The following is a 25644-nucleotide window of genomic DNA, read 5'->3' as shown; positions in this document are numbered from 1 at the left end:
AGAAAAACACGCTCAAAAAGTGAGAAATTAAATCAATAAAATAGACAATAACGCTTAGTTAAAAATTGAAATTTATATTTCTCCTTTCTTAATTGGTTAAAACTAGCTGATGAATAAAGCGGGTTAATTCTTGCTCAACTAGGAAACCTATTTTTTCTAGTTCGTATAGCAAACATTTTTGATAAGCTGATTCTAATAATCCAGGCCCTAACCTAGTATGCACCTCCATTGCACAGCCAATAATTATAGAGGAAATTTCATTTTCATTCATATTATTTTGATTTTAGTGGTTAACTCTAAGCTAAGATAGTGAAAGTTTTGAGTTTTCACCCACGATTCAATTTAAAGACTTGGAATTATTACATAAAGCTACTCTTCTACATTTTTAGAAAAGAAGAATTACGCAAAGTTGCGCGGAGGTGCAGAGGTACTTGAAGAAAAAGAAGAATGAAGAATTACGCAGAGCCACGCGGAGGTGCAGAGTTACGCAAAGGAAAAAAAGAAAAATGTGACGGAGAGCTACTAAAACCCATCCTCCGCCCCTCTGCGAATCTCCGCTACTCTACGCAACTCTGCGTCACCTTTCACCCCAAACCTTTGCGAATCTTTGCTTCTTTGCGAAACTTTGCGTCACCTTCCACCCCAACCCTCCGCGAATCTCCGCTCCTTTGCGAAACTTTGCGTCACCTTCCACCCCAAACCTCTGCGAATCTCCGCTTCTTTGCGAATCTTTGCGTCACCTTTCACCCCAAACCTCTGCGAACCTCCGCTCCTTTGCGAAACTTTGCGTCACCTTCCACCCCAACCCTCCGCGAATCTCCGCTACTTTGCGAATCTTTGCGTCACCCTTACCCCCCGCTTATTTAGACTCATTCAAAATACCCTAATCATGGTATTGTAAAACCTTCTCCCCTATTCTATATTTGTCGTATGGAAAGTAAAAGCATTACAACATTGCGTAAAGGAGCAAGCGGAATCATCACTGAAATTAAACACAGCCAGGTTTCACAACGGTTGATTGAAATGGGATTAACACCAGGAACTCCATTTGAAATTCGTTCTATTTCTCCATTTGGAGATCCCATTGCTATTCGCCTAAATGATTTTGCCGTGAGTCTGAGATTGTCAGACGCTTTGAATATTATGGTTCATCAGAACTAATTACCTCGATACTCCCTTCTATCACACTATAAGGTTTTTCCTACTACTTCAGACGCTTAGACTGAATTTTTCAATCAATTATCTTTTGCGATTACCCTTCAAAAAAGGTAGATTTACCTCTATGATTCAGAATTTAATTCTTTTCTCAGGTATTGCTGGAATCACTGTTTTTCTTGGTGGACTTTTAGCCAACTATTTTAATCACCACATAAAAGAAACTCCTGTAAAATATGAAATTACCCATACGATGATGTCCTTTGGTGCTGGGATAATATTATCGGCTTTAGCCTTGGTGCTTATTCCAAAAGCTATGGAAGAGTTAAAATTGTTACCAATGATTTTATCCTTTCTTGCAGGTACTTTGAGTTTCATGATTCTAGACCGCTATTTAGCTAAAAAAGGTGGTCAAACGGCTACTCTACTTGCAATGATGATGGATTTTATCCCCGAAGCCATTGCCCTAGGAGCAGTTTTTGCAATTGATCCTAATATGGCTATTTTACTAGCCGTTTTTATGGGACTCCAAAACTTACCAGAAGCCTTCAATTCATTTAGAGACTTAGTCCTTAGTGGATTTACACCCAAAAGAACCTTAATCATCTTCTTTTTCTTGAGTTTCTTTGGAATTGTAGGAGCTCTAATTGGTCATTTTTTATTGAGTAATCAACCACAACTCACAGCGATGTTAATGAGTTTTGCTAGCGGTGGAATTCTTTATTTATTGATTCAAGACATTATTCCAGAAAGCAAATTAAGCAAGAACTATTTGACCTCTCTTGGAGCATCTTTAGGCTTTTTAGTGGGAATTATTGGTGAAAATTTAATTTAGTTCTTTTCAATAAACGCCATCAACTTTTAGCTTCGAACGAAATACCTCCTACATTGTTTTGATAAGACAAATATTAAAAAAAAACATGAAAATATTACTAATTATCATAGGTGTCATCATTTCCATTTTCATCGCGATCCAAGTGTATGCTATGAGTATTAGAAGTAATACAGAAAGCTACCCTTACATCGTTGTAAAGAAATATGAAAGTTTCGAAGTTAGAGATTATGAAGCAAGTTTATTCACGACTGTTAAGCTACCTCACAAAGAGTATCAAGAGGTTTCAGGGAAAGGTTTTAGCATATTGGCAGGCTACATTTTTGGGGGAAATGATAAAAACGAAAAAATTGCAATGACCTCACCTGTTGCCATGTCGTTAGAAGATTCAATGAAAGTAATGTTTATGGTTCCGAAAGATAGAGCACGAGAATCCCTTCCAAAACCGAATAATTCTCAGATTAAATTTAAAGAAGAACCTCCAAAAACCGTGGCTGCAATTACTTTTGGTGGCTGGGCAAGCGATGAAAAAATTCAAGATTACAAAAAGCAACTCACCGACGCTTTAGACGCAGAAGCAATTATTTACACAAAGCATTTTTTCTTTCTAGGTTATAACCCACCTTTCGATGTTTTTAACCGAAAGAATGAAGTTATTGTTGAACTAGAAAGTGACGTTAAATAAAAAAACAATAAATAGAAATTAACCTAAAAAATCATTGATATCATGACGCGTCGCTTACTCTGATTCATTGCCTAAGAATAGCTGTTGAACAACTAATTGATCATAATATAATTTTAAAACATGCGTTATCCTTGTATCTTTAAGCCGATTGTGTAATTTACATTTATGAAGGCAGAAGAATTACAGCAGACCATTAGAGAATTGTGGGGCATTGTCAGAAAACTTGAAGACAATTACAAAAAAGACAATAGGAAATTCACAGTTGATGGACATTTGTTGGGAAGTATTGGAGAAGTTTATGCTAAAGAAAAATTCAATTTGGAATTATTGAAAAATTCTGAGAAACGTCATGATGCTATTGATCCTGCAACAAATAAAAAATATCAAATTAAAATAACGCAACGGAATAAAGTTGGTTTAAGCTCCGAGCCAGACAACTTGATTGTCATAAAAATAAAAGAATCTGGTTTACCTGTCATTTCTTATAAGGGATGTGGAAAGATTGTTTGGGAGTCTATAAAACATAAAAAAGGTAAGCAAAAATTCATTTCTATAAATCAATTAAGCGTTTTAAAGCAGAATGTATAAATCAAATTTCACTTATAATATGTCACTGTTCATTTTCGGGATTCTATTGATTTCCTTGAATTTAAATTCATCAACAGTGGAGATTTCTAAATACAATGGAAATAATACAAAAACACTATTGGTTAAATACGGGGAACAAGTTTTTGAAAATGAAAAATGCTACAAGTGTCACGCATTAAACGACGAAGATGCCAAATGGGGAAAAAAAAGTCTAGAAGCTTTTGGTGGCAAAAGAACATCGGCCATGATTTCAGCCTTTTTAGACAACCCCAAAATACTGTATCCCAAAACCAGAATGCCCTCCTTTGCGCAATTACAGCATGAGCAGTTAAATAAAAACACACTAAAAACTGTTTTAAGCGAAGATCCAATCTCTGATACGGAGCTCGAAATTGCCTGGAAAACAATCAATAAACAAGCAGATGAATTAACGAAAACCATTAATCTAGATAAGGCAGTTGAGCACAAAAAATCTTCACAAACCGCTCTAATTGCCTTTTTACAATCATTACCCTAAGCAGTATTTAAATATTCAATAGTAAGCAATTTAACAAAACTCTAAAGTAATTAGTGTCTGGACGGAAACACATCAAAATTAAAAATATTTCTTTTTGCGATAGTTCCCTTTATTTTTAATCGCCTGATGCTAAGGCATCACCTCATAAAAATAAATTCAACTCTCATCAAAAATAATCTATTTTATAAAATTCGTCTGTTTCCGACCAACCACTAATTAGAAATAATGCACTTGATATTAAAGTGACCAAATAACAGAAAAGATTTTAGTTGCTTTTAATTTAAAAACTTTCTAAATCAACCTTAAAAAAAGCTTAGTACATTTGATGCTATTCAAATAATTATTAAGTTTGAAAAGTTAAATAGTTACAATTCTCAAAGGATTTAAACAGCTTTATTTAACTAAAACAGAATGAACGACTTAAAACGGATATAATAAAGTCATAAAACTTTTTAAACTACTTGGAGTCCAGAAACCAACAAAACGGGGCGTTACCGAAAAGCCATACGAGTAGGGAAACTTAATATAATTATTTATGAAAAAAACAATCAAATCAATCTTAGCTGGATTAGCGGTAGTAGCAGTAATGTCTAGCTGTTCCTTAACAATGCCTGTCAATGCAACAAGTAACACTATTGGAGACAAAGTAGGAACTGCAACTGCTACAGGTTATTTAGGAGTTTTGTTTTTCAACGCCGATGCAAGTATTCAAACGGCTGCTAAAAACGGTGGAATTACAGAAATTTCAACTGTTGATATTAAATCAACAAGTATTCTAGGACTTATTGTTACACACGAAACAATCGTAACAGGAAAATAAATTCAAATAATAGGCGGAAATTAGTACTTTCCGCCTTTTTCCTCAACTGCCTATGAAAAATTATATTTTTTTATTTCTACTGTTTTTGACTTTTGCTTGTGGAGATACTCAAAAGGATAAAAACGAAATTGACCTTTTTAATGGAAATGCTTTTACGCTAAATTCAGGAGAAAAGGAAGCTCAAATCACTGTGGGATTAAAAAAAGCTTATCTACAACTCATCGAAAACAAAGCTACTCAGATCCCCCTATTCAAAAGCGTAAAAGGTGCTGGATACACTATATTCATAGGCCTTCCTGTCAACACCTCCGCTGACCAACTTTTTACAGCCCCTCTTTTTAATGACAGTCTGTTATTGAATTCCAAGACCGAGGATTCCAAATTTGAGTTTAAACAATACGCGAAAGAAAATCAATATGTTTCAGAGTTCGCAACCGATATTCAAGGAAATTTGATTTACTTTTTAGCGCTTACTGACTCAAAAGACCTATCGGACAGTTTACTAAATTATAATGAATTGTCTAAAAGACTGCATTAATCCAATTTCAAATAAAGTCCATAAAAAATGCTTAAACCTATATTTTGCTTAAGTCCTGCCCTTATTATTATGGTGGCGTTATTTCTTTCTAGTTGTTCAGGAATTAAACCGGGCGCTACAAAGTCTGGTAAAAAGTACTACGAAACCTTTTTTGTGGGTGAAGAAGGAACACAATTCTTCGTTAAACCTTTCATCTTTGAAAACAGAAAACTAAACGAGGAAGCCCACCTAGATTTCACATTTAGATACAAAGACAATTTAAACAGTAATGCCAGAATAAACTACAGTTTGTACGTTAACGAAATTATAAGAACTGTGGATAGCATGAATATCACAACTCCGATCATTAACATTACGAATACGGAAAATACTTTGCTATTTAATGAAAGAACGAAAAACAACTTCAAGTCTCGCTTTTCAACAGAAGTCCCAATGCGCTCTTTAAAAAAATTGTTTGAAAATGATGATTGGGAAATTCATGTTTACGCCCAAGGTAAAAAGCACACTTTCTATTCTTCAAACAAAACCAACAAGAAAGTTGAAGCACTAAACCATAATGTATTCGTTTTATTCCAGTAATAATCTGAAATTCAATTCATACTATAGAATAAAGCCAGCTTGATTATTAGCTTCTAAAGAATTAATTTAAGCTTTCTGAGTGCCTTTACATACTAAATAACCTGAAAAGTGAATTGACTGGTTGTTTTATTAAGAATACAATATTCAATATTGGCGGATTCGAAACAGATGAATTTTGTAAAATAGACTATTTTTGATGAGAGTTAAATTTGTTTACTAACTTTCCAAGCATGAATAACAGTATAAAATTCTCATTACTATCTTTAATCCTGAGTTTTAGTTTCATTTCTATCAGTCAAGAAAGAGATGTTAATTCGCAGGCAAAAAATCAAAATTCAAGCAATTACTACACGCTACTTTCCTTTGGAGTAACTAACCCTCTCTACAGAGATTTTGCTACCTCTCCTCTATTTTACAGCGGAATTGGATTTGAATTAAATGCCTCTTGGTTAAAAGAGTCGGAAGAAAGATCTCGTATTTTTGAAATTGGCCTTGGACTCAGTGCACAAATGCCGAATGTTCCTCAGAGCAAACTTATATCTGCCGGTGGACTTGCTGGATTTGGGAAGTTCAACTTTGTTTACCAAGAATTATGGAAGTTAAAAGATATTTCTGATGCTAAAAACAATTTTAAAATTGGTGGCGCACTCAAACTAACGCAAAATGTACGCGGAAACCCAGCTTTGCAGAACAATGCAATGGGATTAGAAAACATTTCAAATCTAATGGCTTCAGCTCAATGGACTCGAGATATTTCTCGAAATCAAGACAAGCAAATAAATTTATGGCTATTTAAACCCACTTTAAAAGCTGCTCAAAGAGAATTAAAATTCTTACTGAATGTTGGTGTTTTGAATTTCAACTATCGTCCTGGATATGCTTATGCCTATGACAGTGAACTCAATGCAATGGAGACCAGCCCTGTAGAATGGGCTTTTGCCAATTACAAATGGTCATTAAATGGCTGGCGATTAAAAACACAGCTTGAATACGTCAAATACATGTCCAATGGAAACGCCCGAAGTCTGTCTTACGTTTGGGAAGCCGCTCACGCTCCAGGGAAATTTGAAGACTTCCAAATGGCGAGTCACCAATTGCGTTACACAATTTACTTTAACACCAAAACTAAATAAGCCATGAAATACTTAATTATTATCTTGTCCATTCTGGTTTTTACCTCTTGCGAAAAAGCGCTATTTAAACCAGACATGGCTTCTAGCGACCCTTTGGAAAACTTCGATTATTTATGGAATGAAGTGGATAAAAAATACAGCTATTTTGAATTAAAAGACATCAATTGGGATGAAATGAAAAATACCTATCGACCAATGTTGAATGAAAACTCTTCCGAAATGGAGTTATTTGATGTTTTAGCTTCTATGTTGAATGAACTAAAAGATGACCATACCAATTTAATCTCTCCTTTTAATGTTTCGGCTTACAATGTTGCTTTGAATAATCCTAAAAATTACCGCGCCAGAACAATTGATGAATTTTATTTGACAGACCCATGGCGAACAGGCTCATTAAAACATGATTTCTTGAGTAACGGAGAAATTGCTTATATCCGATATGGGAGTTTCTCCTCTGGGTTTAGCGACGCTCAAATGGATTTGGTTTTAACACGATACAGCAATACAAAAGGAATTATTTTGGACTTAAGAGAAAATGGTGGTGGAGCAATCTTCAACATTCCGAAATTACTAGGAAGATTTGTTGAATCGAAGACCTTAGTTGGACACAGCATCACCAGAGATGGAGAAAATCATTCAGATTTTGGCGAAAAAGAAGATTTTTACATCGCACCTCATGGAAATGTCCAATACTTAAAACCAGTTGTTGTCCTAATTGATAAAGGTTCATACAGTGCAACCACTTTCTTCGCCGTTGCCACTAAAGCTTTTCCAAACATCAAACTTATTGGCGATGCCACAGGTGGTGGCGGAGGATTACCCAATGGCGGTCAACTCCCAAATGGTTGGACCTATCGTTTTAGCGTGAGTCAGCTACTTGATTTGAATGGAAATAACTACGCAGAAAATGGTGTTCCAGCAGATATTGAAACTTCTTTTGACTGGACTGATTTAGAAACTGACGAGATTCTGGAGAGAGGAATTTTGGAATTGGAATAGAAATCGAATAATAAATCCTAAAGATATTTTTCATCACAGTCCATATTCTCCTCTTCTAATAGTTGGATCTATTCTTCTTTGAATGTGTTTTTGAAATGGTGCCCAAGCTAATTTCTGATGTAATTAGTCCTTGGACGGAAACACAACAGCTTTAAAATTGAATCTTTGGTTTTTATCCATTTTGAAGATTTAGCTTTTGACACAATTCTAAATTAAGAAAGTAAAATAATTAGAATAAAAGCTTAAGATTTTGCATCTGTTCTGTCTATGTAACCTGCAAATAGATTCATCAAATAAACATTTCACTTTTATATCAACTTGCTTAATTCAAACAATCCCCTTATCTTCATCCAACTGAAAATCCTTACAATTAATTCAAAATTATGTCAATCACTATTCTGGCCACTGGAGATATTCACATTGGAAAACAATCTTCTAGTATTCCACAAAATTCAGATGAAATTGCAACGAAATCTACCTGGTCTCGAATTGTAGATTATGCAATTGACCACAAAATTGATGTCTTGGCGCTAACCGGAGATATTGTGGATCAAGACAATCGATTTTTTGAAGCCATAGGCCCTTTACAAGTTGGTTTTGAAAAGCTGAACAAGGTAAAAATCGAAGTTTTTATGGTTTCTGGAAATCATGACTACGAAGTACTTTCTCAATTGGTTAATGTCAAGAAATATGACAATGTTCACCTCTTGGGAGCGAATGGTACTTGGGAAATGAAAAGCTTTTCGAAGCAGGAGGATAAAATACAATTCTTGGGTTGGTCTTTTCCCAAAAGACATGTAAATGAGGATCCTTTATTGAAATTTGACCTCACAGGAATTGAGCAAAGCATAACCAGCATTGGACTTTTACATGGCGATGTCGATTCTCCAAAAAGCAATTACGCTCCCATAGATTTGAATAACTTTTCGAATCTTCCAGTGAATGCTTGGATGCTTGGCCACATTCATAAACCACAAATATTGAGAGAAGCAGCGCCTTTGGTTTACTACCCCGGTTCTCCCCATGCTTTGAGTGCCAAAGAACAAGGAATACACGGTCCTGTTTTAATGATAATTCACGGTCCAAACAGCATTCAAACGGAACAAATTCCATTATCTCCTGTTCGCTATGAAACAATAACCATCGATATTACAGACCAGCTAAATGAAGCCGATATAAGAAATACGCTAAGCTCAAAAGTCTTTGAAGATGCTGAGTCAAGGATGATGGAATTGGAGAAAGTTTCCTTCTTGATTTATGACCTTGTTTTAATTGGCGAACATGCTAAAATTAAAGAGTTAGAAAATTGGGTAACACCAATGACACAAGACTACATGCAAGAATTGGGCAGTACAGAAACACAAATTACTGTAAGAAAAGTAACTTTAAATGTTCAGCCAAAAGTTGAAAATCTTGAAGAACTTTCTAAGGAATCTTCTCCTGCTGGAATACTGGCCAAAACAATAATTGCCTTGAAAAAAGGAGAATCAACTGATTTTTCTAAAAAATTAGAAAAACAATGGGAAAGCCTGCAATCAAACATAAAACAATCCGCCACTTTTGAGCCCCTACGAACGACAGAAAGATTTGATTTAGATGAAACTAAAGCAGCAAACAGCTATATTCTCAATGAATGTAATCGCATTTTAACCGTATTAATTGAACAGCAGAATCAATGAAAAAGTCAAGCTTCATATTAAAAGATTTATCCATTCGTAAAATGGCAGGTTTTCCATTGGGAATGAAAGCTTTGAACAATCTGGCTGCGAACGTAAATATAATCACTGGGCCCAATGCATCAGGAAAAAGCTCAACCGCAAGAGCAATTCAAGAACTCATTTGGCACAACAATACCAAAGGATTATCACTAAAAGGAAGTGTTCTAATCGATGAAGACAATTGGGAAATTGATGTAGATTCTGGCCGTGTTTACATTGAAAAAAATGGAAATATAGACCAATTTAAAGGTTTGCCTGCAAAAGAGGGACATCAGCGCTATTTATTGGCATTACACAATTTTGTAGAGGGAAATGAAAAAGATTTAGCCAAGGAAATAGCGAAACAATCCATAGGCGGATTTGACTTGGAAGCTGCACAGGAAAGTTTAGGATATAATTCTAAAACAAGCATCAGAAGTGCGCAAGAGTACAAAAGATATGAACTAGCTTTTAAAGAGTATAGAAACGTCAGAGAAAACCAAAAACAATTAAGTGATGAAGAAAAGTCACTTTCATTTTTAGAAGAAGAAAAACAAGAGGCACAACAGGCAGAAAGACGATATGATTTTTACAACAAGGTTGCGGAATATTTAAATGCAAGACTAAAACACAAGCAGCTCAAAGACCAACTGAATGATTTTCCAGAATCCATAAGAAACTTAGCTGGGAATGAAAATGAACTAATTCAAGATTATGAAAATGCCCTTGAAGACTGCGAAATTAAAATAGAAAAAGCCAAAAAAGAAATTTTAGAGAGTAAGAGAGAATTCAAGGAATTAACAATTCCAGAAAATGGCGTAAGTCAGAAAGTTATAGCTGAACTTGACGACAGAATAGCACATCTCAGTGATTTAGCACGAAATATTCAAAGGTTAAAGATTTCTATTTCTGGGCTTCAAGAAAAAGAAAACAATGCGCTAAAAACGATTGACCCTACGATTACCGCTAAAAAATGGGAAGGAATAAACATAAAAGATGTTGGTGAATTGGACAAAATGTTACAAAACGCCAATCAAGTTTTAGGTGAAAAAGAGTTTTTACTAGCAGAGATTCAAGAACTCGAAAAAGAAGCGAAAGAATTCAAAAAAGGAGAAGTAAAACCAGAGATATTTACACAAGGCATAAAAACGCTAAGTGACTGGTTAAAAGAACCTCAAGACACAAAAGGCGTTTCACTACAATCACTTGTTATTCTTTTCGTTTTGAGCTTATTGACCATTGTTTCCACCTACTTTTTTGGCGCATTCGGTCTGATAGGATTATTATTTATTGTAGCAGCTTTTATTTTCGCATATTCAAAAAAAGGAGGGAATTCTCACACACATAAAGTTAGAGAGCAAGACTTTTCTAGGTCAGGCTTAAAATCCCCAGCTTCCTGGAACACAGAAAATGTTGCTCATCGCATTGATGATTTAATTGAAAAGCTTTCAGTAATTAAAGAAACTGAGAGAATAACGCAAAGATTAGACACTTGTAAAGCAAATCTAGGTAAGCTACAAAGCAGAATTGATGCTCTTCATAATCAGCGCAATCAATGGACAGAAAAACTACAATCAGCTCCTGGATTTCCAAAAGAAAACAGCAATGATTTTAGCAGTTTATATTGGTTTTTGAAAAATATTATTCAGTGGCAAGAAGCCCATTCTCAAAGAAAAGCCTTAGAAGCTGAGCAAACAAAAACTGAAAATCATTATCGAGATGAACTCAATAAAATTAATGAACTTTTTGCCAACACAAATTTCCCAAAAGCCATTGATTTTAGAGAAGCGAAAGGAGTTTTGACAGATTTGAAAGCACAGGAAAGTACTAGGAAAGATTTATTCAGATCGATAGAAAATAATAATCGCATAGTAAGTGAACAAGAATTTCTTAGGAAATCAAATGAGGATAAGCTTTCAGGGATTTATTCGAAAATTGGAATTGATAAAAGCGAAAAATCAAAAGTTCAAGACCTCATCAATCAATTGGTCGATTTTAAGAAAATAGATCAAGCTTTTCACACAGAAAACCAAGTCTTTTCTGATCAAAAAAGACGCTTAGAAACCCATTCTTTATATGAGGAACACAAAGAAGAACTAAAAGAATTAACGATTGATTTAGCCCAAGAAAAAGCAAAAACGAACAAAGAAATTGCCACCAAACTTGAAGAGATAAACAAGAAAATCACCACCATTGAAACAAAGATTAGGGAACGTAAAAAAGGTAATAAATTAGAAAGTCTACTCACTGAAAAAGAAGACGCTTTAGATGGACTCCATCAGCTTTATGAAAAAAACGTAAAAGAGGCTACAGGAGATTTAATCATTAAAGAATTAAAAAAAGAAACTCAGCATAAAAACCGTCCTGAAGTCTTTAAAAGAGCAAATGAAATATTCAATAGAATTACCCTTGGCCGTTACGAACTTTTATTAAACGAAAGAGGTGACACTCAATTTAGAGCATTAGATAAAAGTTTAAATCGCGGTTATAATTTATCCGAACTTTCTACAGGTTCTCGTGTGCAATTATTACTTGCCGTGCGCCTGGCTTATGTTGAAACAGTGGAATCGACGATTAAACTACCCTTGTTAGCCGATGAACTTTTGGCGAATAGCGATGACTTGCGTGCAAAAGCAATTATTGAAGCGCTCATTGAAATAAGCCGTGATGGAAGACAAGTTTTCTATTTTACTGCACAAGAAGATGAAGTTGGAAAATGGCAAAGTCACTTAAGCAAAACCCAGCTTGAAAGTAAAATTTTTAGACTCAACAGCGATGGAAATGAAACACTTTCTACTGATCATTTCGATACTGAATTTAGGCAGCTTAACTTTTCAAATGAAGTTCCTTCGCCAGGTGGTAAAAATCACCATGAATACAGAGCAGAAATTCCTGTTCCATCCTATAATTTACTCACTCAAAACGCAAGTGAACTCCCACTTTGGTATTTAATTGAGGAGGTAAATTTACTTTATTCTGCCTTAAAAATAGGCGTAAAAACCTGGGGACAACTGGAGAGTTTTTATCAGAATGACGGTATAATAGAGGAATTGAATGAAGAAAAATTCAAGCAATTTTCTGGTCGAATACAAATTCTAAATAGATTTCAAGAACTATATAAAATAGGGAGATCGCTTCCAATTGACAGAACTGTCTTACAAGATTCGGGTGCTGTTTCGGAAGCTTGGATTGACCGCGTTTCTGATAAATTAAACGAAGTTCACGATGATCCACACCTGCTTCTCCACGCCCTAAAAAACAGAGAAGTTTCTGGATTTAGAACGAATTCTATTGAAGAATTAGAAAGCTATTTAATGTCAGAAAATTATATAGATGATCAAGAAATTTTGGAAAAGGAGGAACTTATGATTAGCATTCAAGCCTTAATTTCAAAATTGGATATTGACACAAAAGCACTAGAACAATTTTTGAAGCGAATTTTAGAAAGGACTTAAGTTTAGAATGAAATCTGAAGGAGGTTTGATCTAGGATGGAAATATTTTGTTTGTTTTTAAGAGTTCAGCATATCTGAAGTTTCAAGCTTAAAAAAATAGGTTTCTTACAGAATTATTTGTGAATCAAGATAATTTACCAAAATAAAATAGTACTTTTATTTCCGATGAGCGAACAAGAACTAAGTCAAAATGTTGCGAACCTAAAACTAGGAGATCACAATGCTTTGGAAACTATTTACGACAATTACTCTCCTGCCCTCTATGGGTTGTGTTTGAAAATTGTAAAAGACGAAGCACTGGCGCAAGATATTTTGCAAGAAGTCTTTGTGAAAATTTGGTCGAAAGTCGATTCTTACGATAAAAATAAAGGAACTTTTTTCACGTGGATGCTAAATATAGCAAGGAATCAAGCCATTGATAATTATAGAAAAATCACTAGACATCAAACTATTCCAATCCAAAACAGTGAAAAATCCGTAGATATCTTAAAGGATGATAAAATGGATATTCCAATTCACCATATTGGATTAAAGGAAATCGTGAATGGATTGCCTGATGAACAAGTTGAAATGATAGAGTATTTATATTTTAAGGGATATACCCAACAAGAGACTTCTGATGAATTGAACATTCCGTTGGGGACTGTAAAAACGAGATCGAGAACAGCCCTTGCATCTTTGAGAGAAATTTTTAAATTATTTATATTATGGATGTAAAAGACTATATCTCATCTGGCATTATAGAACGCTATGTTCTTGGTGATGTTTCCGTGCAGGAGCAACAGGAAGTGGCATGTCTTTCTAAAATTTATCCAGAAATTAAGGAAGAACTATTTGCGCACCAAAAGGGTGTTGAAAAAATGGTTTTAAAATATGCGAGCACACCTCCAACAGATTTAAAACAACAAATTTTAGCTAAAGTAAAAGAAACACCACAAGATCATTTATCTACGGATGATGCAGATGAAAAGGTGATTCCGATCAATAGAGCAAATCAAAAATCGAATAAAAGCATATATAAATATATTGCGGCAGCTTCTTTTGTTGGAATGGTATTGTTAACCGCTGGTGGTTTCTTTTTGAATAGTGAAAACAATGATTTGAAGCTCGCCATGGCGGATAATGAAAATAAAATCACTGAATTAGAAAATGAAAACAATCAAGTAGTTTCAGAAAAAGAGAGAATAAACCAGCAATTTGCTTTAATCACCAGTCCAAACACTTCAAAAATTGAAATGAAAGGAACGGAAGCACAACCAACTTCCTTAGCCAATGTTTTTGTGAGTGAGGAAAATGGAAATGTATTTTTACAAATTGGAAATTTACCTGATATTTCAGAAGATAACGACTACCAACTTTGGGCAATCGTAGATGGAAAACCAGAAAGTTTAGGAGTTTTCGATACGAAAAACAAGGAGGAATTACTTGAAATGAAATATTTCCCCGAGACACAAGCTTATGCTGTAACCCTTGAACCAAAAGGAGGAAGTGAATCTCCAACAATGGAACAAATGTATGTTTATGGAGGAGTTTAGAAATTGAGAATTATATTCAAGATTTTAGAGAGAGCAGATTAGTCTGCTCTCTTTTTTTGGGTTAAAGCCCCTATTCATTTCAATATTTTCAAAAACCCTAAATTGCCCTCACCGCCTAAGCCCTGCCGGAGATGAATAGCTTGTTAACCCGTATTATTCATGAATTTAATTTTGAATCTATTTTAGGCACAAGACTTAAAGTAATATATGCATATTTCGCGAGGCTTGTAACGACGAATAGATCAAAATTAAATCAAAATCTTGCCAAATTATCAATACCAAAACTTGGGATTCTTACAAACCGCTTGAAGCACAACTAAGTACCTTACTATTAGTTATTAGCGACTTTATGTTTTAAGATTGGTGAATAGTTCGGGTTAAACTTGCTTGCACAGTGTTTTAAGTTGGTGAAAGCGACCAAAGGAAGCTCTTTACCAGCTTTTTAAACACGTAGCAAAGTGAGAAAGCAACCCATTCGACTCGGCTCAGGACATCGCTAGAAAACGCAGGCAGATTAAGGCTCCCATTAAAAATGTTTAAATAAATACTGATTACCTGCCCATTAACGAGCAAAATTAAAAACTACAAAGGAAATGTTGTTTTAGAACCGAATACAAGGAATGGATTAAGTCAACCCTCTGAGATTTTGACTTTTCATTTACGGTCGATGTCGAAAGAAAGATTAATCAAAAAGGTGGGGGAAATCTCCGAAAAAGAACTATCTGAAATCAAGGAATGTTTGAATGATATTTTGAGGTATTAGGCAAATACAGGACCCTAATTTGATTCTTATAAAATGATTATAAAAAAATGCTGATCCCAAAATCGAGACCAGCATTTTTTATAATAGCAGTAGTAAAGTTAGTAATTTCAGCTGCTATTAGTTTTTCACAATTTTCTCTGTAGTCACTCCAAAAGCACCACTCAATTGCAAGTAATAAACTCCTTTTGGTAAATTTCCAATATGAATTGTATTCTCGTTATTCAATTTCAACACAATTTGACCTTGTGCATTCATCAGGATACCTTCAAAATTCACCTCATCTGTTTCGATATTTAAAACATCAGTTGTTGGATTTGGGTAAATATTTACATTTTGAATTACGTATTCATTTAATCCCACATTCGAACAAGTTACCTCAACACTTTGCGTTTGCTGACTTTCGTTTCCTTCAGCATCACTATAAACCCAGTTGATTGTATAAGTTCCAGCCGTTGCATAAGTTAAAGGATCCACTGTAGTTGCTGCCACTGCTCCGTCACAATTATCTGTTGCCGTTGGAATTGTTGAAATGACAGAATCACAAGAAATATTTAAATCTGGTAATTCTGTTACATCAGCAACAGGCGCTATCACATCATCAATAACCACATCTTGCGTTTGTGTAGTGAAGCCCACTGAATTTGTGTAGGTCCATGTCACCGTGAAAGTTCCTTGAGTTGAATAAGCCAAAGGATCAGTCGTTGTTGCAGTTACCGTTCCTCCATCAGCAGTTGGTGCAGTTAAAGTTACTTCACATTCTGCATTTATGAAAGGTAAAGTTGCTAAATCTGGAACTGGTGCGGTTGAACCTGCAGGAAATGTTTTTAATCTGCATTTGTTGGCAATAGCAACACCTGTTGCTGAACCCGAATCTATGACGGTAAACGTTGTTCCGTCTACAACTTCAAAAAGTGAAGGAGCAACAAATCCATCTGCTGAACAAATTGCGAAATCTCCAGTGTTTTGGTCGATATCAAATGAGCGTCCATATCCAAAAGACCATGCATTTCCACCTATAGAACTGGTGTAAGAAGAAGCTAAGGGCAAAGTTGATGGCGTTACTGAATTGTAAATGAACATTTCTTTGTTAGACAGATTCCAGAAATACAATTTAGAATTGTAAATACGTAGTAGTTTTGAGCTAGATACGCCGGTTTGAACTTCTGTTCCCAGTGCATCATTGTTCAAAACATCAATAGAAATTAGTGAACCTGAGCCATTCATTACCCAAACTAAATTGGTTTGATCATCGAAGACCAATCCTTCGATTGAGCCAATTCCTGGAGATACAACCCCAGCAACAGTTTGGATTAACGTATCAATTTTCACAACATTAGATCCCATTTGAGCATAAATAAATCCGTTCGCTTGCAACATATATTGAGATGTTCCAGAAATATCTCCATTCGGATCTGTAATTGCTGAAATCGAATTGTTCGCGATATCAACATACTGAATTCCGCTGGGATTTCCAGTCGCAACATATCCTTTTGTTTGACTCGCCATGACCAATGTTTGTGGTGCATCTGTAGTCATAAAAGTATGTACTTCTGTAAATGCTGGATAATCTACAATTACAATTCTTCCTGGTCCTGAAGGTTTTTCAATGATTAAAGCTTTGTTTCCAGAAACTCCAAAATCTTGTAAAACATCAAATCCAGTCGAGGAATTTGCTGCTTGATACATACCTGCCGATGTGGAAGTTGGGCTGGTTGTGTTGGTCACTGTATAAACATCTGCATTGGTAGAACCGAAGTTTCCTTCGGCTACAATTTCGAGATTGTAATGCGTTTGTCCAAAGCTAAATGCGGTAAAAAGGATAAATAATAAAAAGGTAAACTGTGTTTTCATTTTATAATGATTAAAAATTAATAAAATGGAAAAACAATAGATTGCACAGACATCTGGCCAGACTGCCTCTCATTCTACTTTTTCTCCGAAAGCGAATTTTCATCATTTTGGCAGGTCTCCTGACTCAGTTCCTTAATCAAACCTTCCCAACCGCCAAGAGGCTGTCAGTGGTGTTTCTTGATTAATACAGATTCTTGAAAGAATCTTAAAATGAACTTTTACAGTTGCGGGAACAGTTGCTGATTTTCACAGCATTCCCTTTTAATTCACAGAGTGAAACCAAAATGTCGCGCGAAGGTAGTATTTTTATCTGGAGAGTAGATTACATTTTTTTGAATATATATGGAATAGTGTAGGTAATTTATAGTCCATATCAACTAAAAACACGAAGTTTATTAGCGTTTATACTGGTTCAATTGATGAAATCTTAGGAATGCCTTCTTAACTGAAAGTATGATTAAAGAATTAAAGATAGCTAAATATTAGCTAGCACCTCTCAAATTAATAATCTGGATTGTGAATTGTCATGGCAATTAGAATGGATAAAAGAGATCCATTGACGCTATGCTTTGTCGGGATGACAAAGGGTTGTTGTGTTGGTGTGGAGAAAAATGATTATCCTAAATACTGTCATTCCAATAGGTGATGAAATTTATGAATTTTACACCTGAGGGATCTATTTTTAAATTTTAGAAGGATTGAAATCACTTAATCATAGAATCAATCAACATTCCTCCAAAGGTATTAATTTCATTTACCCACAGTATTTCATATAGGGCCACTTTTTTTGAATCTTATTTAAATTGCTGCATATCTAAATGTTCACAACTAAAGTATTTTTCGGGTTAAATTAAGCACAGATAAAATCTCGCAACAGCTTTTTTTTCTTGACGATTGAAGTGAGGTCAACAACTTATGAAATAAAACTAATTATTGGGCAGAACAAAGCGATAAGACAGCATTGCACGTCCAATCATAAAAGCTTTTGATGCAATCACATCACCGAATATATTGGTGTCAAAATCCAAGTGAACATCAAAAACAAAACCTACAGCATGAGCAGGGCTAATTTTGTAATTAAATTCAAAACGATTGGCCAATAAAGGCAAGGAAAAAAAGGTCGTATTCTCAATTTCTGTTTCTTCTTCTTTTGTCTCTTTATCTCTGGTTTTTATAAAATGGCTTCTGTGGTAAATTTGAGGCATTGCGCTGAATGAAAAGTCAATATACTTTCTGTTCACGATTTGGTAGCCTAACCTAACAGCCCCAGAAAAACCCGTAAATTTATCCCACCGATCCTTAGCGGAGTAAATTGTCGATAGTTTTTGATAAGAACTTTGGTCAGTGGCCACTTCTACACCAAGAATAAAGCGCTTGGGAAAGTACACTTGGTAGGCAACTCCCAATGAATAACCTTGATCTTGAACACCTATAAGATCTTTGGAAATCCCTCCCATTAATTGGAAAGCGTGTTGAGGTTCTTCAATCTCTGCTACTTTTTGTGCAGTTAGAGTCAGCGAACTCATACATAGGAAAAACAAAAAAAAGTATTTCATGATTTTTTCAAGATTAAATTGGAACATCTGTACAAGATAAATTTAAGGATTAATTTTTTTGATAGACGATTATGTCGAACTATTACTCCATTTTTAATGCTCTAGAAATTTTTAACCCCATGGTTTATCGCACACATAGTTTTAGTTGTTTCTAAAATCAATAAAACCTTTAAATTACGACAGACAGTTTTGTTCTCTTTAATCTCCCAAGGTCTTCATCAGTTGGTCGCTTAACCACTCGCTTGATTAAGGCTATTTCTTGGTAAAGTATTGGATTGAAACTAAAACTTATTACCTTGTAACCTTTGATAAGAAATGAGTTATAAACTCGAATGCAAACTCAAAAATCACTTATGAAATATTTACCATTCTTATTTGTTGTCATTTTAAGCGCATGCACCAGCTATAAAAATATGCCCTTAAATTCTTCTGCTGATTTATTACCTCCGCCTGGAACAACCGAAATTTCTGAAAATCTATTTTTTGACCAAACAGAAGTAACGAATTTTCACTGGTTAGAATATTCCTATTGGTTAAAAAGAGTTTTTGGAGAAGATTCTGAGGAATTTAAAAGTTCAATTCCAAATAAAGAAGCTCATGAAGAAGCTTACGGTTTAAATATAAGCACCAATTCGCTTGATTTAAAACATCCTGCCTACCGCGATTATCCCGTTGTTGGAATTTCTTACCAGCAAGCTTTAGACTATTCTCAATGGAGGTCCGACCGAGTAATGGAAAACTTTCTTGTCAAAAAGGGTATTTTGTCATTACCGCATTCTGATCATAAAGATTCTATTTTCACGATTAGAAAGTATTTCACTGGCCAATATTTGAATATTCAACCCAATCCTGAAATTCAGTATTATCCAGAATACAGTCTACCAAACCATGAAACCTTCAAAAAAAGTAGTCAATTTGTAGATTCTCTTTACGCTGACTTTATAGAAACAAGCAAAGGAAAAAAGCATGCCACGACAAATGATGTAAACTGTTTAGATCAAACTTCCGATTCCACTCCAATAAGACCAAGCTCTGTAAACAGTCAAGTTTACAACAAAAAGCTAAAGATTCATCATTTGAAAGGAAATGTTAGAGAAATGACAGCGACTAAAGGTGAGTTTTTTGGTTTGAGTTTTATGGACTCATGTGATTTAGATGATACAAAAATTAGAAGAGATGACAATTTGGTGAACAGTTACACTGGATTTAGAAATGTTTGTATTTACTTAAAATGGGAGGATGGTTTTGAGTAAGCAGTCTAGAAGATTGTCGCAAATTGTAAGTGGCAATTGTTCTCTACTAAATCCATACTTATATTTTGATAACCAAAGCATTGTCGCCGATTTATCAACTGAAATAAATCAAAACAGATCCTTCAGAAAACGAAAAAATAAGATTTTTTATTTCCCAAAGAATGACCAGCTTAATAGTGTTAGGATGCTAAAATCAAGGCTTGGATAAGTTTCTTAATTTCTGAGGTAAAGAACTCTTATCATCAATTTATTATAAAAGCTCTTTGCGGTGAAAGACAAATAGGGTTAAACCTAAGAGCTTATTGCTATTTCAATGGCTTCACCCTATTATTTTAATATTACTAATATCCCTATTCCGCCCTCCCTTTTAAAATTACTTATCTTTGTCATCTAGAATTAATTAAATGGCAAAAAGTAAGCTCACAAAACTCGAATTATTTGTAAAAAGTTCGCACTTTTTTAGAGGAGTTGTAATTACTTTATCTTTAATCGTTCCTTTACTCGCCTTCAATACATTAGGATATATGAGTCTTGCTCCATCATTTATTTTTGGTGCATTTTTAAATTCACCTAGCGATGTTCCCGGGAGCTTAAGGCGAAAAGTAATAGGAACCCTCATCAGTATTTTACTTACAAGCTTAATCACTGTTTTAATTCTGTTTTCGAAACCAAACCACTACTTAACGCTAGGGTTCATAGGTCTTTTAACCTTTGGCTTATCTTTTTTATCTGCATATGGATTTAGAGCATCATTGATTGGCTTTTCAGGTTTATTAGCCATGACAATCGCCTTGGTTGTGGAACAAAATAGCGCACAAGAAATTTGGATTCATGCATTGTATATGGTGCTTGGTGGGCTGTGGTATATTCTCGCTTCTGTAACATTACACAAAATAATTCCAAAAAAAGATGATGACCAACTTTTATCGGAAACATTAAAATTAACTGGAAAATATTTAAAAATACGTGCCAAACTCCTGATTGAAGAGGTAGATAGAAAACCATTAATTAAACAAACTTTTGCCTTACAAGCACAAATTAATGAAAAGCATGAAACTTTAAGAGAATTGTTATTGGCTAGCAGAAAAAGATCTGGACGTTCTCATTTCGATGAAAAGCGTTTGTTGATCTTCATTTCTTTGGTAGATATTTTCGAATTGGTGATTGCCAATAGCTGGGATTACGAAAAATTTGATGACCTCTTCGGAAAGAAGAATAAACACTTAGACAAGTTCAGTAAACTCAATATGTCCATGAGTCAGCAGCTGATTCAGCTATCTCAAATAATCATTACCAAAGATGAAATTCCCGAAAATAAGGAAATAGAAAAGTGTTTGCTAGAAGCGCACAACACAATTGCCGACTATATAACTATCCACCAACTTCCACAAGCCAGAGAGGGTGCGTTAACCATGCGAAATCTGCATGATTTCCAAAAGAAAATTCTACAAGAAGTGGAGGCTATACGTTATGCTTTAACCAATATTACCAAAACTTCAAAAGTTACTTTAAAACGCAGTGAAGCCAAGCAGTTTCTGACGCTTCAAGAGTATAAACCGAAAATCTTATTACAACATTTCGCTATTCACTCGGTTATTTTTCGCCATGCGCTACGCCTGACCATTGCCATAGTTTTTGCCTTTGTTTTGGGAAATATTTTTGAGATTCAAAATGCCTATTGGATTATGTTAACCGTTTTGGTTATTCTTCGTCCAAATTATGGATTAACGAAAGAGCGGGCTAAAGACAGAATTGTTGGAACGCTCATCGGTGGTGTAATTGCTTTTGGAATTGTTATTCTTACGCAAAACGAAATTGTTTACGGTATTCTGGCCGTTGTTTCCTTAATTCTTGCTTTTGCTTTAATGCAACAAAACTATAGATGGGCAGCGGCATTTATTACTTTGAATGTCGTTTTCATTTACTCCTTTATTCATCCCAATGCATTTTCTGTTATTCAATACCGCGTGGTTGATACGGTACTTGGTGGGGCCATTTCCTTTGCGGCAATTTATGTACTTTTCCCGAGTTGGGAAGTACTTAACTTGAAATCAATCTTATTCAAAGCCATTAAGAAAAACAATGCCTATTTAAACGCTACGCAAGAACTTTACATGGATAAGGAAGCCAATTCTCTCACCTATAAATTAGCCAGGAAAGAAGCTTTTTTGGCACTCAGCGAACTGAGCGCAGCTTTTCAAAGAATTACACAAGATCCAAAATCTAAGCAATTAGAATTCAGATTAATCTATAACATAGTCACTCTAAATCAAACCATTTTATCGGCGATCGCATCATTAGGTAGCTTTATTCAAAGTCATAAAACCACACCAATTTCCAAAGAAACAAGTGCTCTTTTTGCGAAAATTACGAATACTCTTTCTCGAACAGAAATACTATTGGATGAAGAACATGAGATAAAAATTCATGCTCATGGCAACATAAAAGATGCGAAAGAAAAACTTTTGGAAAGCTATCAGATTTTATCTGAAGAACGCGACGCAAATATCGCAGAGGGTTACGTGAAAATTAAAAAAGCTGACTTACATCAATTACAAGAAGCACATTTAATCAGTAACCAGTTAATTTGGTTAGTTTCCCTATCCTCTAATTTGAGAAAAGGCATTGGTCGCTATGTGGAACATTTCGAAAAAAAATAATCTTTGAGGAGATTACTTCTTATACATTTTCCAAAAAACATATCCCAAACCAACAACGATATGCAAGATCACAATGATGAATATTATATACGGTAATTTCATTCGATTTTTGATTTTTTTTTTGTGCATTAACTGCCTTACTAAGTTAAGCATTTTAGACTTTCTTTCACTTAAACAATGAAAAAAATATCCAAAAATATTTACAAGTAAAACATTTAACTGTAATTCTTAAAAATTAGAAAGCGTTCAAAAAAAAGAACAAAAAAAGCTGATTTAATATTATACTTTTACTTTCCCTTTCGGAGTTTCCAACAGACTAAACCTATTAAAGCAAAGAAGTGAAGAACCACCAAAGTGAAAAAAACGTAAGCAATATTCATTATAATGTAGTTGTGTTTATGAAAACTAAATTAGCATATTTATTTTAAAAATAGACATTTAGCCTTGTTCTTTTTCAATTTTAATTGCCTATCAGATACTTTACCAGTAAATATATCTCACCCAACCATAATGTGAGTCGGCGATAAACTAACAAAATCCTTCGCAAATTTCTATTTTCAACCAGTTGAAAATAGAAATCCGCATCAGGATGACATTAAGCTAGGATCATATTTCAAGTGAGAGGGGAAAAGCAAAATAATATGATTACAACTCAAAAAAAACTAGATAAAACTTGTGAATATTTAAGAAAGTTTGTTTAGCTTTAAACTGCTAAACGAAACTTATAAAACTAAAAGTATGGACACTATTTTACTTTACATTGGCTTTTCCGCCATTCTGCTTTACTTTATTGTAAAATCATTGTACAGCTTGAGGAACAACTCAAAGTACACCTTCACTAACAAATTTAAAAAGCACCTCGATCAAGACTTATCACGGAGCTTAAACCATGTTCAACAAGCCTTAGATAATGCAGGATTTAAAAACGTTAAATTCTATAATGCTGAAAACTGGTTTAAAGCGCAATCAAGATTAAACTCCTCTTCATTCACCGAGGAAATTGTGATTAAGGTGAGAGGTGATAACGAAATGGCAATTGTGTTTTTCAAATCAGTTTGTCCTATTTCAACGCTAGTATTTAATTTGGGGAAAAACAGAAGAAACTTTAAAAAATTTGAAACTGAACTAGAGAAGCTAATTGAGTGATCCATTAGAGTTTCTCGTTTTTTCGATAGTTAACGCATTGGATTTTATTGATAACTTTCATGCGCGAAAAAAACACCAATGCGCAAAACATCAGTTGAAAGTCAATAGGATGAAAAAGATAAACTTTTATAAAGTTTTAAAATACAGTGCTGTACTAATTTGTTGGCTTTTTACTGCCAGCGCCTTACGGTCACAATCTAGTTTTAAACATAAAAAAACCTATGAAGAGGACCATCATCAATTCATCAATATAGGATATGAGGAAATCAGGTTTTTACAAAAAGGTGAGGGCAAAGATATTTTACTCATCCATGGAACACCTGGATCTATTGAAGATTGGAATGAAATCTTTGATTCCTTAGCTAAAAGCTTCAGAGTTACTGCTTTCGATAGATTAGGACACGGTTTTAGCTCAAAACGCGATTATTCTTACGACCTAGCATCCAACGCCGATCTTGCCGAAAAATTAATTTTACAGCTTAATTTAAATTCTCCATTAATCGTTGGACATTCCTACGGTGGAAGCGTTGCTACCTACATGGCCGTGCATGCCGATACAAAAGACCGTGAATATTTGATTATCGACTCTCCATTTTATGAAATCAAGCCCAGCGGAATAAACAAACTAATCTCCACTCCTATTTTAGGAAAAGGCATTGCATTTCTGTCGTCTTTCACCATTGCAAAAAGTCAAATTAAGAAAGGGGTACTTCCAATGTTTAAATCTACAGAAGGAGAAAAACTCAACAATTACATCCAAGAAAGACAGAAACTTTGGTCGCAATCCAAGGTAATTTATTCTAATTCCAAAGAAATTACAAATCTTCAGGATGATTTAAAAAATTTGTCGGACAACTACAAGAATACTAATTCGATAATGACTTTAATTACGGTTGAAGACACATTGAACACCTTTCGAAAGGGAACAGAAAAGTTGCATGGCGAGTTAAAAAACAGCGAATTGATCATCATTCCAAAAACCGGACACTATATTCAGCTAGAACAACCTGAAGAAATTATTCGAATTATTCGAGAGCGACGAAGCAGTACCCTTCAAGATTAGAAAGACTTTCCTCTAATAGCCCATTTCATTTTGCAAAATAATTGTATCTTGCCTCAAGACGAAAGAACACAACTATGAAAAGAATAAAAACACTAGACTTTATTGCTATTCTTTTAATCACTGGAGGAATTACTTTACTCGATTTCGATAATTTAAGTTTTCAGGACAATCTCAACGCCTACATCCAACTCACATTCGGCGCATTAGTCATGATCTACGTATTGTACAGAAGAGGTCAGGCTAGCAGGAAAGATAGTTAGTGTCTGGACGGAAACACATCAAAATTAAAAATTTACAATTATGAAAAAAGGACATGCTTTATCATTCACAGCAACACTTTTCCTCACCTTCGGAATAACAGATTTAGATTTTAGCAATCCAGTTTTTGAGGACAACTTCGCGGCATATATTCTTCTTATCATAGGTAGTATTTTAATGGTTTTTAATGTAATTTACTGGAGAAAACTGAATAAGGGGAAGTAAATGGCTCGGGAGTAGATTTATCCTTAATTTTTATTCCCTCTCCCAAACCATAGGTCAAACCCACATTTCTAACTCAAAAGAAAATACTAAGCATCAAAGAATTCAATAAGAAAACCTCCTTTATCAAAGATGCTTGTGGTTCTGCCTAACTTGTCGATGTACATGTAAATCAGCGTTCGAAGATCTGCTTCATTCGAATTCCTAATAAATGGAGTTACAAAATCTAAATTTATAGTCATAGATGAAATAATTTTCCGGAGAGTAATCGGTTGACTGAGCTTGTCGAAGGCAACGCATCGTTAAGACAAACATTCACTCCACTTTTTTAACCCCAATC

The 25644-nt window shown here is 34.6% G+C and carries 25 protein-coding genes and 1 riboswitch; of the genes, 21 read left to right on the top strand and 4 right to left on the bottom strand.

What is annotated here, in order from left to right:
• Window positions 1-88: 88 nt before the first annotated feature.
• The gene (locus DIT68_RS14260) at window positions 89-271 is read right to left on the bottom strand and encodes a GxxExxY protein (RefSeq protein ID WP_109360493.1); all 183 of its coding nucleotides are present in this window, start codon (window positions 269-271) and stop codon (window positions 89-91) included.
• Between the two features lie 659 nt (window positions 272-930).
• Between DIT68_RS14260 and DIT68_RS14255 the strand changes: the two genes are divergently transcribed.
• The 15 genes from DIT68_RS14255 (at window position 931) to DIT68_RS16710 (ending at window position 15295) form a co-directional block, all read left to right on the top strand.
• Window positions 931-1161: a FeoA family protein gene (locus DIT68_RS14255; RefSeq protein WP_109360492.1), complete on the top strand. Its 231-nt coding sequence runs from the start codon at window positions 931-933 to the stop codon at window positions 1159-1161.
• Window positions 1162-1282: 121 nt separating this feature from the next.
• Window positions 1283-1990, top strand: a complete 708-nt coding sequence (locus DIT68_RS14250; RefSeq protein WP_109360491.1) for a ZIP family metal transporter — start codon at window positions 1283-1285, stop codon at window positions 1988-1990.
• An 85-nt stretch (window positions 1991-2075) separates the two neighbouring features.
• Window positions 2076-2672: an SOUL family heme-binding protein gene (locus DIT68_RS14245; RefSeq protein ID WP_109360490.1), complete on the top strand. Its 597-nt coding sequence runs from the start codon at window positions 2076-2078 to the stop codon at window positions 2670-2672.
• A 165-nt stretch (window positions 2673-2837) separates the two neighbouring features.
• Window positions 2838-3260: a DUF6998 domain-containing protein gene (locus DIT68_RS14240; RefSeq protein ID WP_109360489.1), complete on the top strand. Its 423-nt coding sequence runs from the start codon at window positions 2838-2840 to the stop codon at window positions 3258-3260.
• A 19-nt stretch (window positions 3261-3279) separates the two neighbouring features.
• Entirely contained in the window at window positions 3280-3777 is a 498-nt protein-coding gene (locus DIT68_RS14235) for a c-type cytochrome (RefSeq protein ID WP_158276199.1), read from the top strand.
• Between the two features lie 535 nt (window positions 3778-4312).
• Window positions 4313-4597: a TRL-like family protein gene (locus tag DIT68_RS14230; protein ID WP_109360487.1), complete on the top strand. Its 285-nt coding sequence runs from the start codon at window positions 4313-4315 to the stop codon at window positions 4595-4597.
• Between the two features lie 52 nt (window positions 4598-4649).
• Entirely contained in the window at window positions 4650-5135 is a 486-nt protein-coding gene (locus tag DIT68_RS14225; protein WP_109360486.1) for a hypothetical protein, read from the top strand.
• Window positions 5136-5162: 27 nt separating this feature from the next.
• Window positions 5163-5714 (top strand): hypothetical protein, encoded by a 552-nt coding sequence (locus DIT68_RS14220; protein ID WP_146194236.1) that lies wholly within the window; start codon window positions 5163-5165, stop codon window positions 5712-5714.
• A 230-nt stretch (window positions 5715-5944) separates the two neighbouring features.
• On the top strand, window positions 5945-6847 hold the full coding sequence (locus tag DIT68_RS14215) for a hypothetical protein (protein ID WP_109360484.1): 903 nt from the start codon (window positions 5945-5947) through the stop codon (window positions 6845-6847).
• Window positions 6848-6850: 3 nt separating this feature from the next.
• A complete protein-coding gene (locus DIT68_RS14210; RefSeq protein ID WP_109360483.1) occupies window positions 6851-7846 on the top strand; it encodes a S41 family peptidase in 996 nt (331 codons plus the stop codon).
• Between the two features lie 383 nt (window positions 7847-8229).
• Complete coding sequence (locus DIT68_RS14205; RefSeq protein WP_109360482.1) at window positions 8230-9525, top strand: metallophosphoesterase family protein; 1296 nt, start codon at window positions 8230-8232, stop codon at window positions 9523-9525.
• Window positions 9522-12998 (top strand): AAA family ATPase, encoded by a 3477-nt coding sequence (locus DIT68_RS14200; RefSeq protein WP_109360481.1) that lies wholly within the window; start codon window positions 9522-9524, stop codon window positions 12996-12998. Before DIT68_RS14205 ends, DIT68_RS14200 begins: the two co-directional genes overlap by 4 nt.
• A 164-nt stretch (window positions 12999-13162) precedes the next feature.
• Window positions 13163-13714: an RNA polymerase sigma factor gene (locus DIT68_RS14195; RefSeq protein WP_109360480.1), complete on the top strand. Its 552-nt coding sequence runs from the start codon at window positions 13163-13165 to the stop codon at window positions 13712-13714.
• Window positions 13705-14532 (top strand): anti-sigma factor, encoded by an 828-nt coding sequence (locus DIT68_RS14190; RefSeq protein ID WP_109360479.1) that lies wholly within the window; start codon window positions 13705-13707, stop codon window positions 14530-14532. Before DIT68_RS14195 ends, DIT68_RS14190 begins: the two co-directional genes overlap by 10 nt.
• 544 nt (window positions 14533-15076) lie before the next feature.
• The gene (locus tag DIT68_RS16710) at window positions 15077-15295 is read left to right on the top strand and encodes a type II toxin-antitoxin system PemK/MazF family toxin (protein ID WP_109360478.1); all 219 of its coding nucleotides are present in this window, start codon (window positions 15077-15079) and stop codon (window positions 15293-15295) included.
• A gap of 117 nt (window positions 15296-15412) precedes the next feature.
• Here DIT68_RS16710 and DIT68_RS14180 read toward each other — a convergent pair whose 3' ends face one another.
• Both DIT68_RS14180 and DIT68_RS14175 read right to left on the bottom strand, forming a co-directional pair.
• Window positions 15413-17146, bottom strand: coding sequence for a T9SS type A sorting domain-containing protein (locus tag DIT68_RS14180; RefSeq protein ID WP_109360477.1), 1734 nt, complete (start codon window positions 17144-17146; stop codon window positions 15413-15415).
• A 92-nt stretch (window positions 17147-17238) separates the two neighbouring features.
• A riboswitch (cobalamin riboswitch) is annotated at window positions 17239-17445 on the bottom strand.
• A 627-nt stretch (window positions 17446-18072) separates the two neighbouring features.
• Entirely contained in the window at window positions 18073-18702 is a 630-nt protein-coding gene (locus DIT68_RS14175; RefSeq protein WP_146194235.1) for a hypothetical protein, read from the bottom strand.
• A 353-nt stretch (window positions 18703-19055) separates the two neighbouring features.
• Between DIT68_RS14175 and DIT68_RS14170 the strand changes: the two genes are divergently transcribed.
• From DIT68_RS14170 to DIT68_RS14145, 6 genes are all read left to right on the top strand, one after another.
• The gene (locus DIT68_RS14170) at window positions 19056-19955 is read left to right on the top strand and encodes an SUMF1/EgtB/PvdO family nonheme iron enzyme (RefSeq protein WP_158276198.1); all 900 of its coding nucleotides are present in this window, start codon (window positions 19056-19058) and stop codon (window positions 19953-19955) included.
• A gap of 404 nt (window positions 19956-20359) precedes the next feature.
• Window positions 20360-22615, top strand: coding sequence for an FUSC family protein (locus DIT68_RS14165; RefSeq protein ID WP_109360474.1), 2256 nt, complete (start codon window positions 20360-20362; stop codon window positions 22613-22615).
• Window positions 22616-23353: 738 nt separating this feature from the next.
• Window positions 23354-23761, top strand: coding sequence for a hypothetical protein (locus DIT68_RS14160; RefSeq protein ID WP_109360473.1), 408 nt, complete (start codon window positions 23354-23356; stop codon window positions 23759-23761).
• Window positions 23762-23870: 109 nt separating this feature from the next.
• On the top strand, window positions 23871-24824 hold the full coding sequence (locus DIT68_RS14155) for an alpha/beta fold hydrolase (protein ID WP_146194234.1): 954 nt from the start codon (window positions 23871-23873) through the stop codon (window positions 24822-24824).
• A 74-nt stretch (window positions 24825-24898) separates the two neighbouring features.
• Window positions 24899-25084: a hypothetical protein gene (locus DIT68_RS14150; RefSeq protein WP_109360471.1), complete on the top strand. Its 186-nt coding sequence runs from the start codon at window positions 24899-24901 to the stop codon at window positions 25082-25084.
• Window positions 25085-25124: 40 nt separating this feature from the next.
• Window positions 25125-25307 (top strand): hypothetical protein, encoded by a 183-nt coding sequence (locus DIT68_RS14145; RefSeq protein WP_109360470.1) that lies wholly within the window; start codon window positions 25125-25127, stop codon window positions 25305-25307.
• A gap of 86 nt (window positions 25308-25393) precedes the next feature.
• Here the strand turns inward: DIT68_RS14145 and DIT68_RS16365 are convergent, their stop codons facing one another.
• Window positions 25394-25546 carry a hypothetical protein gene (locus DIT68_RS16365; RefSeq protein ID WP_158276197.1) on the bottom strand — a complete coding sequence of 51 codons (153 nt, stop codon included), beginning with the start codon at window positions 25544-25546 and terminating at the stop codon, window positions 25394-25396.
• Window positions 25547-25644: the final 98 nt, after the last annotated feature.

It is taken from the genome of Brumimicrobium oceani, from assembly GCF_003143775.1.
GTDB lineage: Bacteria > Bacteroidota > Bacteroidia > Flavobacteriales_D > Crocinitomicaceae > Brumimicrobium > Brumimicrobium oceani.
This window is presented reverse-complemented; position numbering and strand designations above follow the sequence as displayed.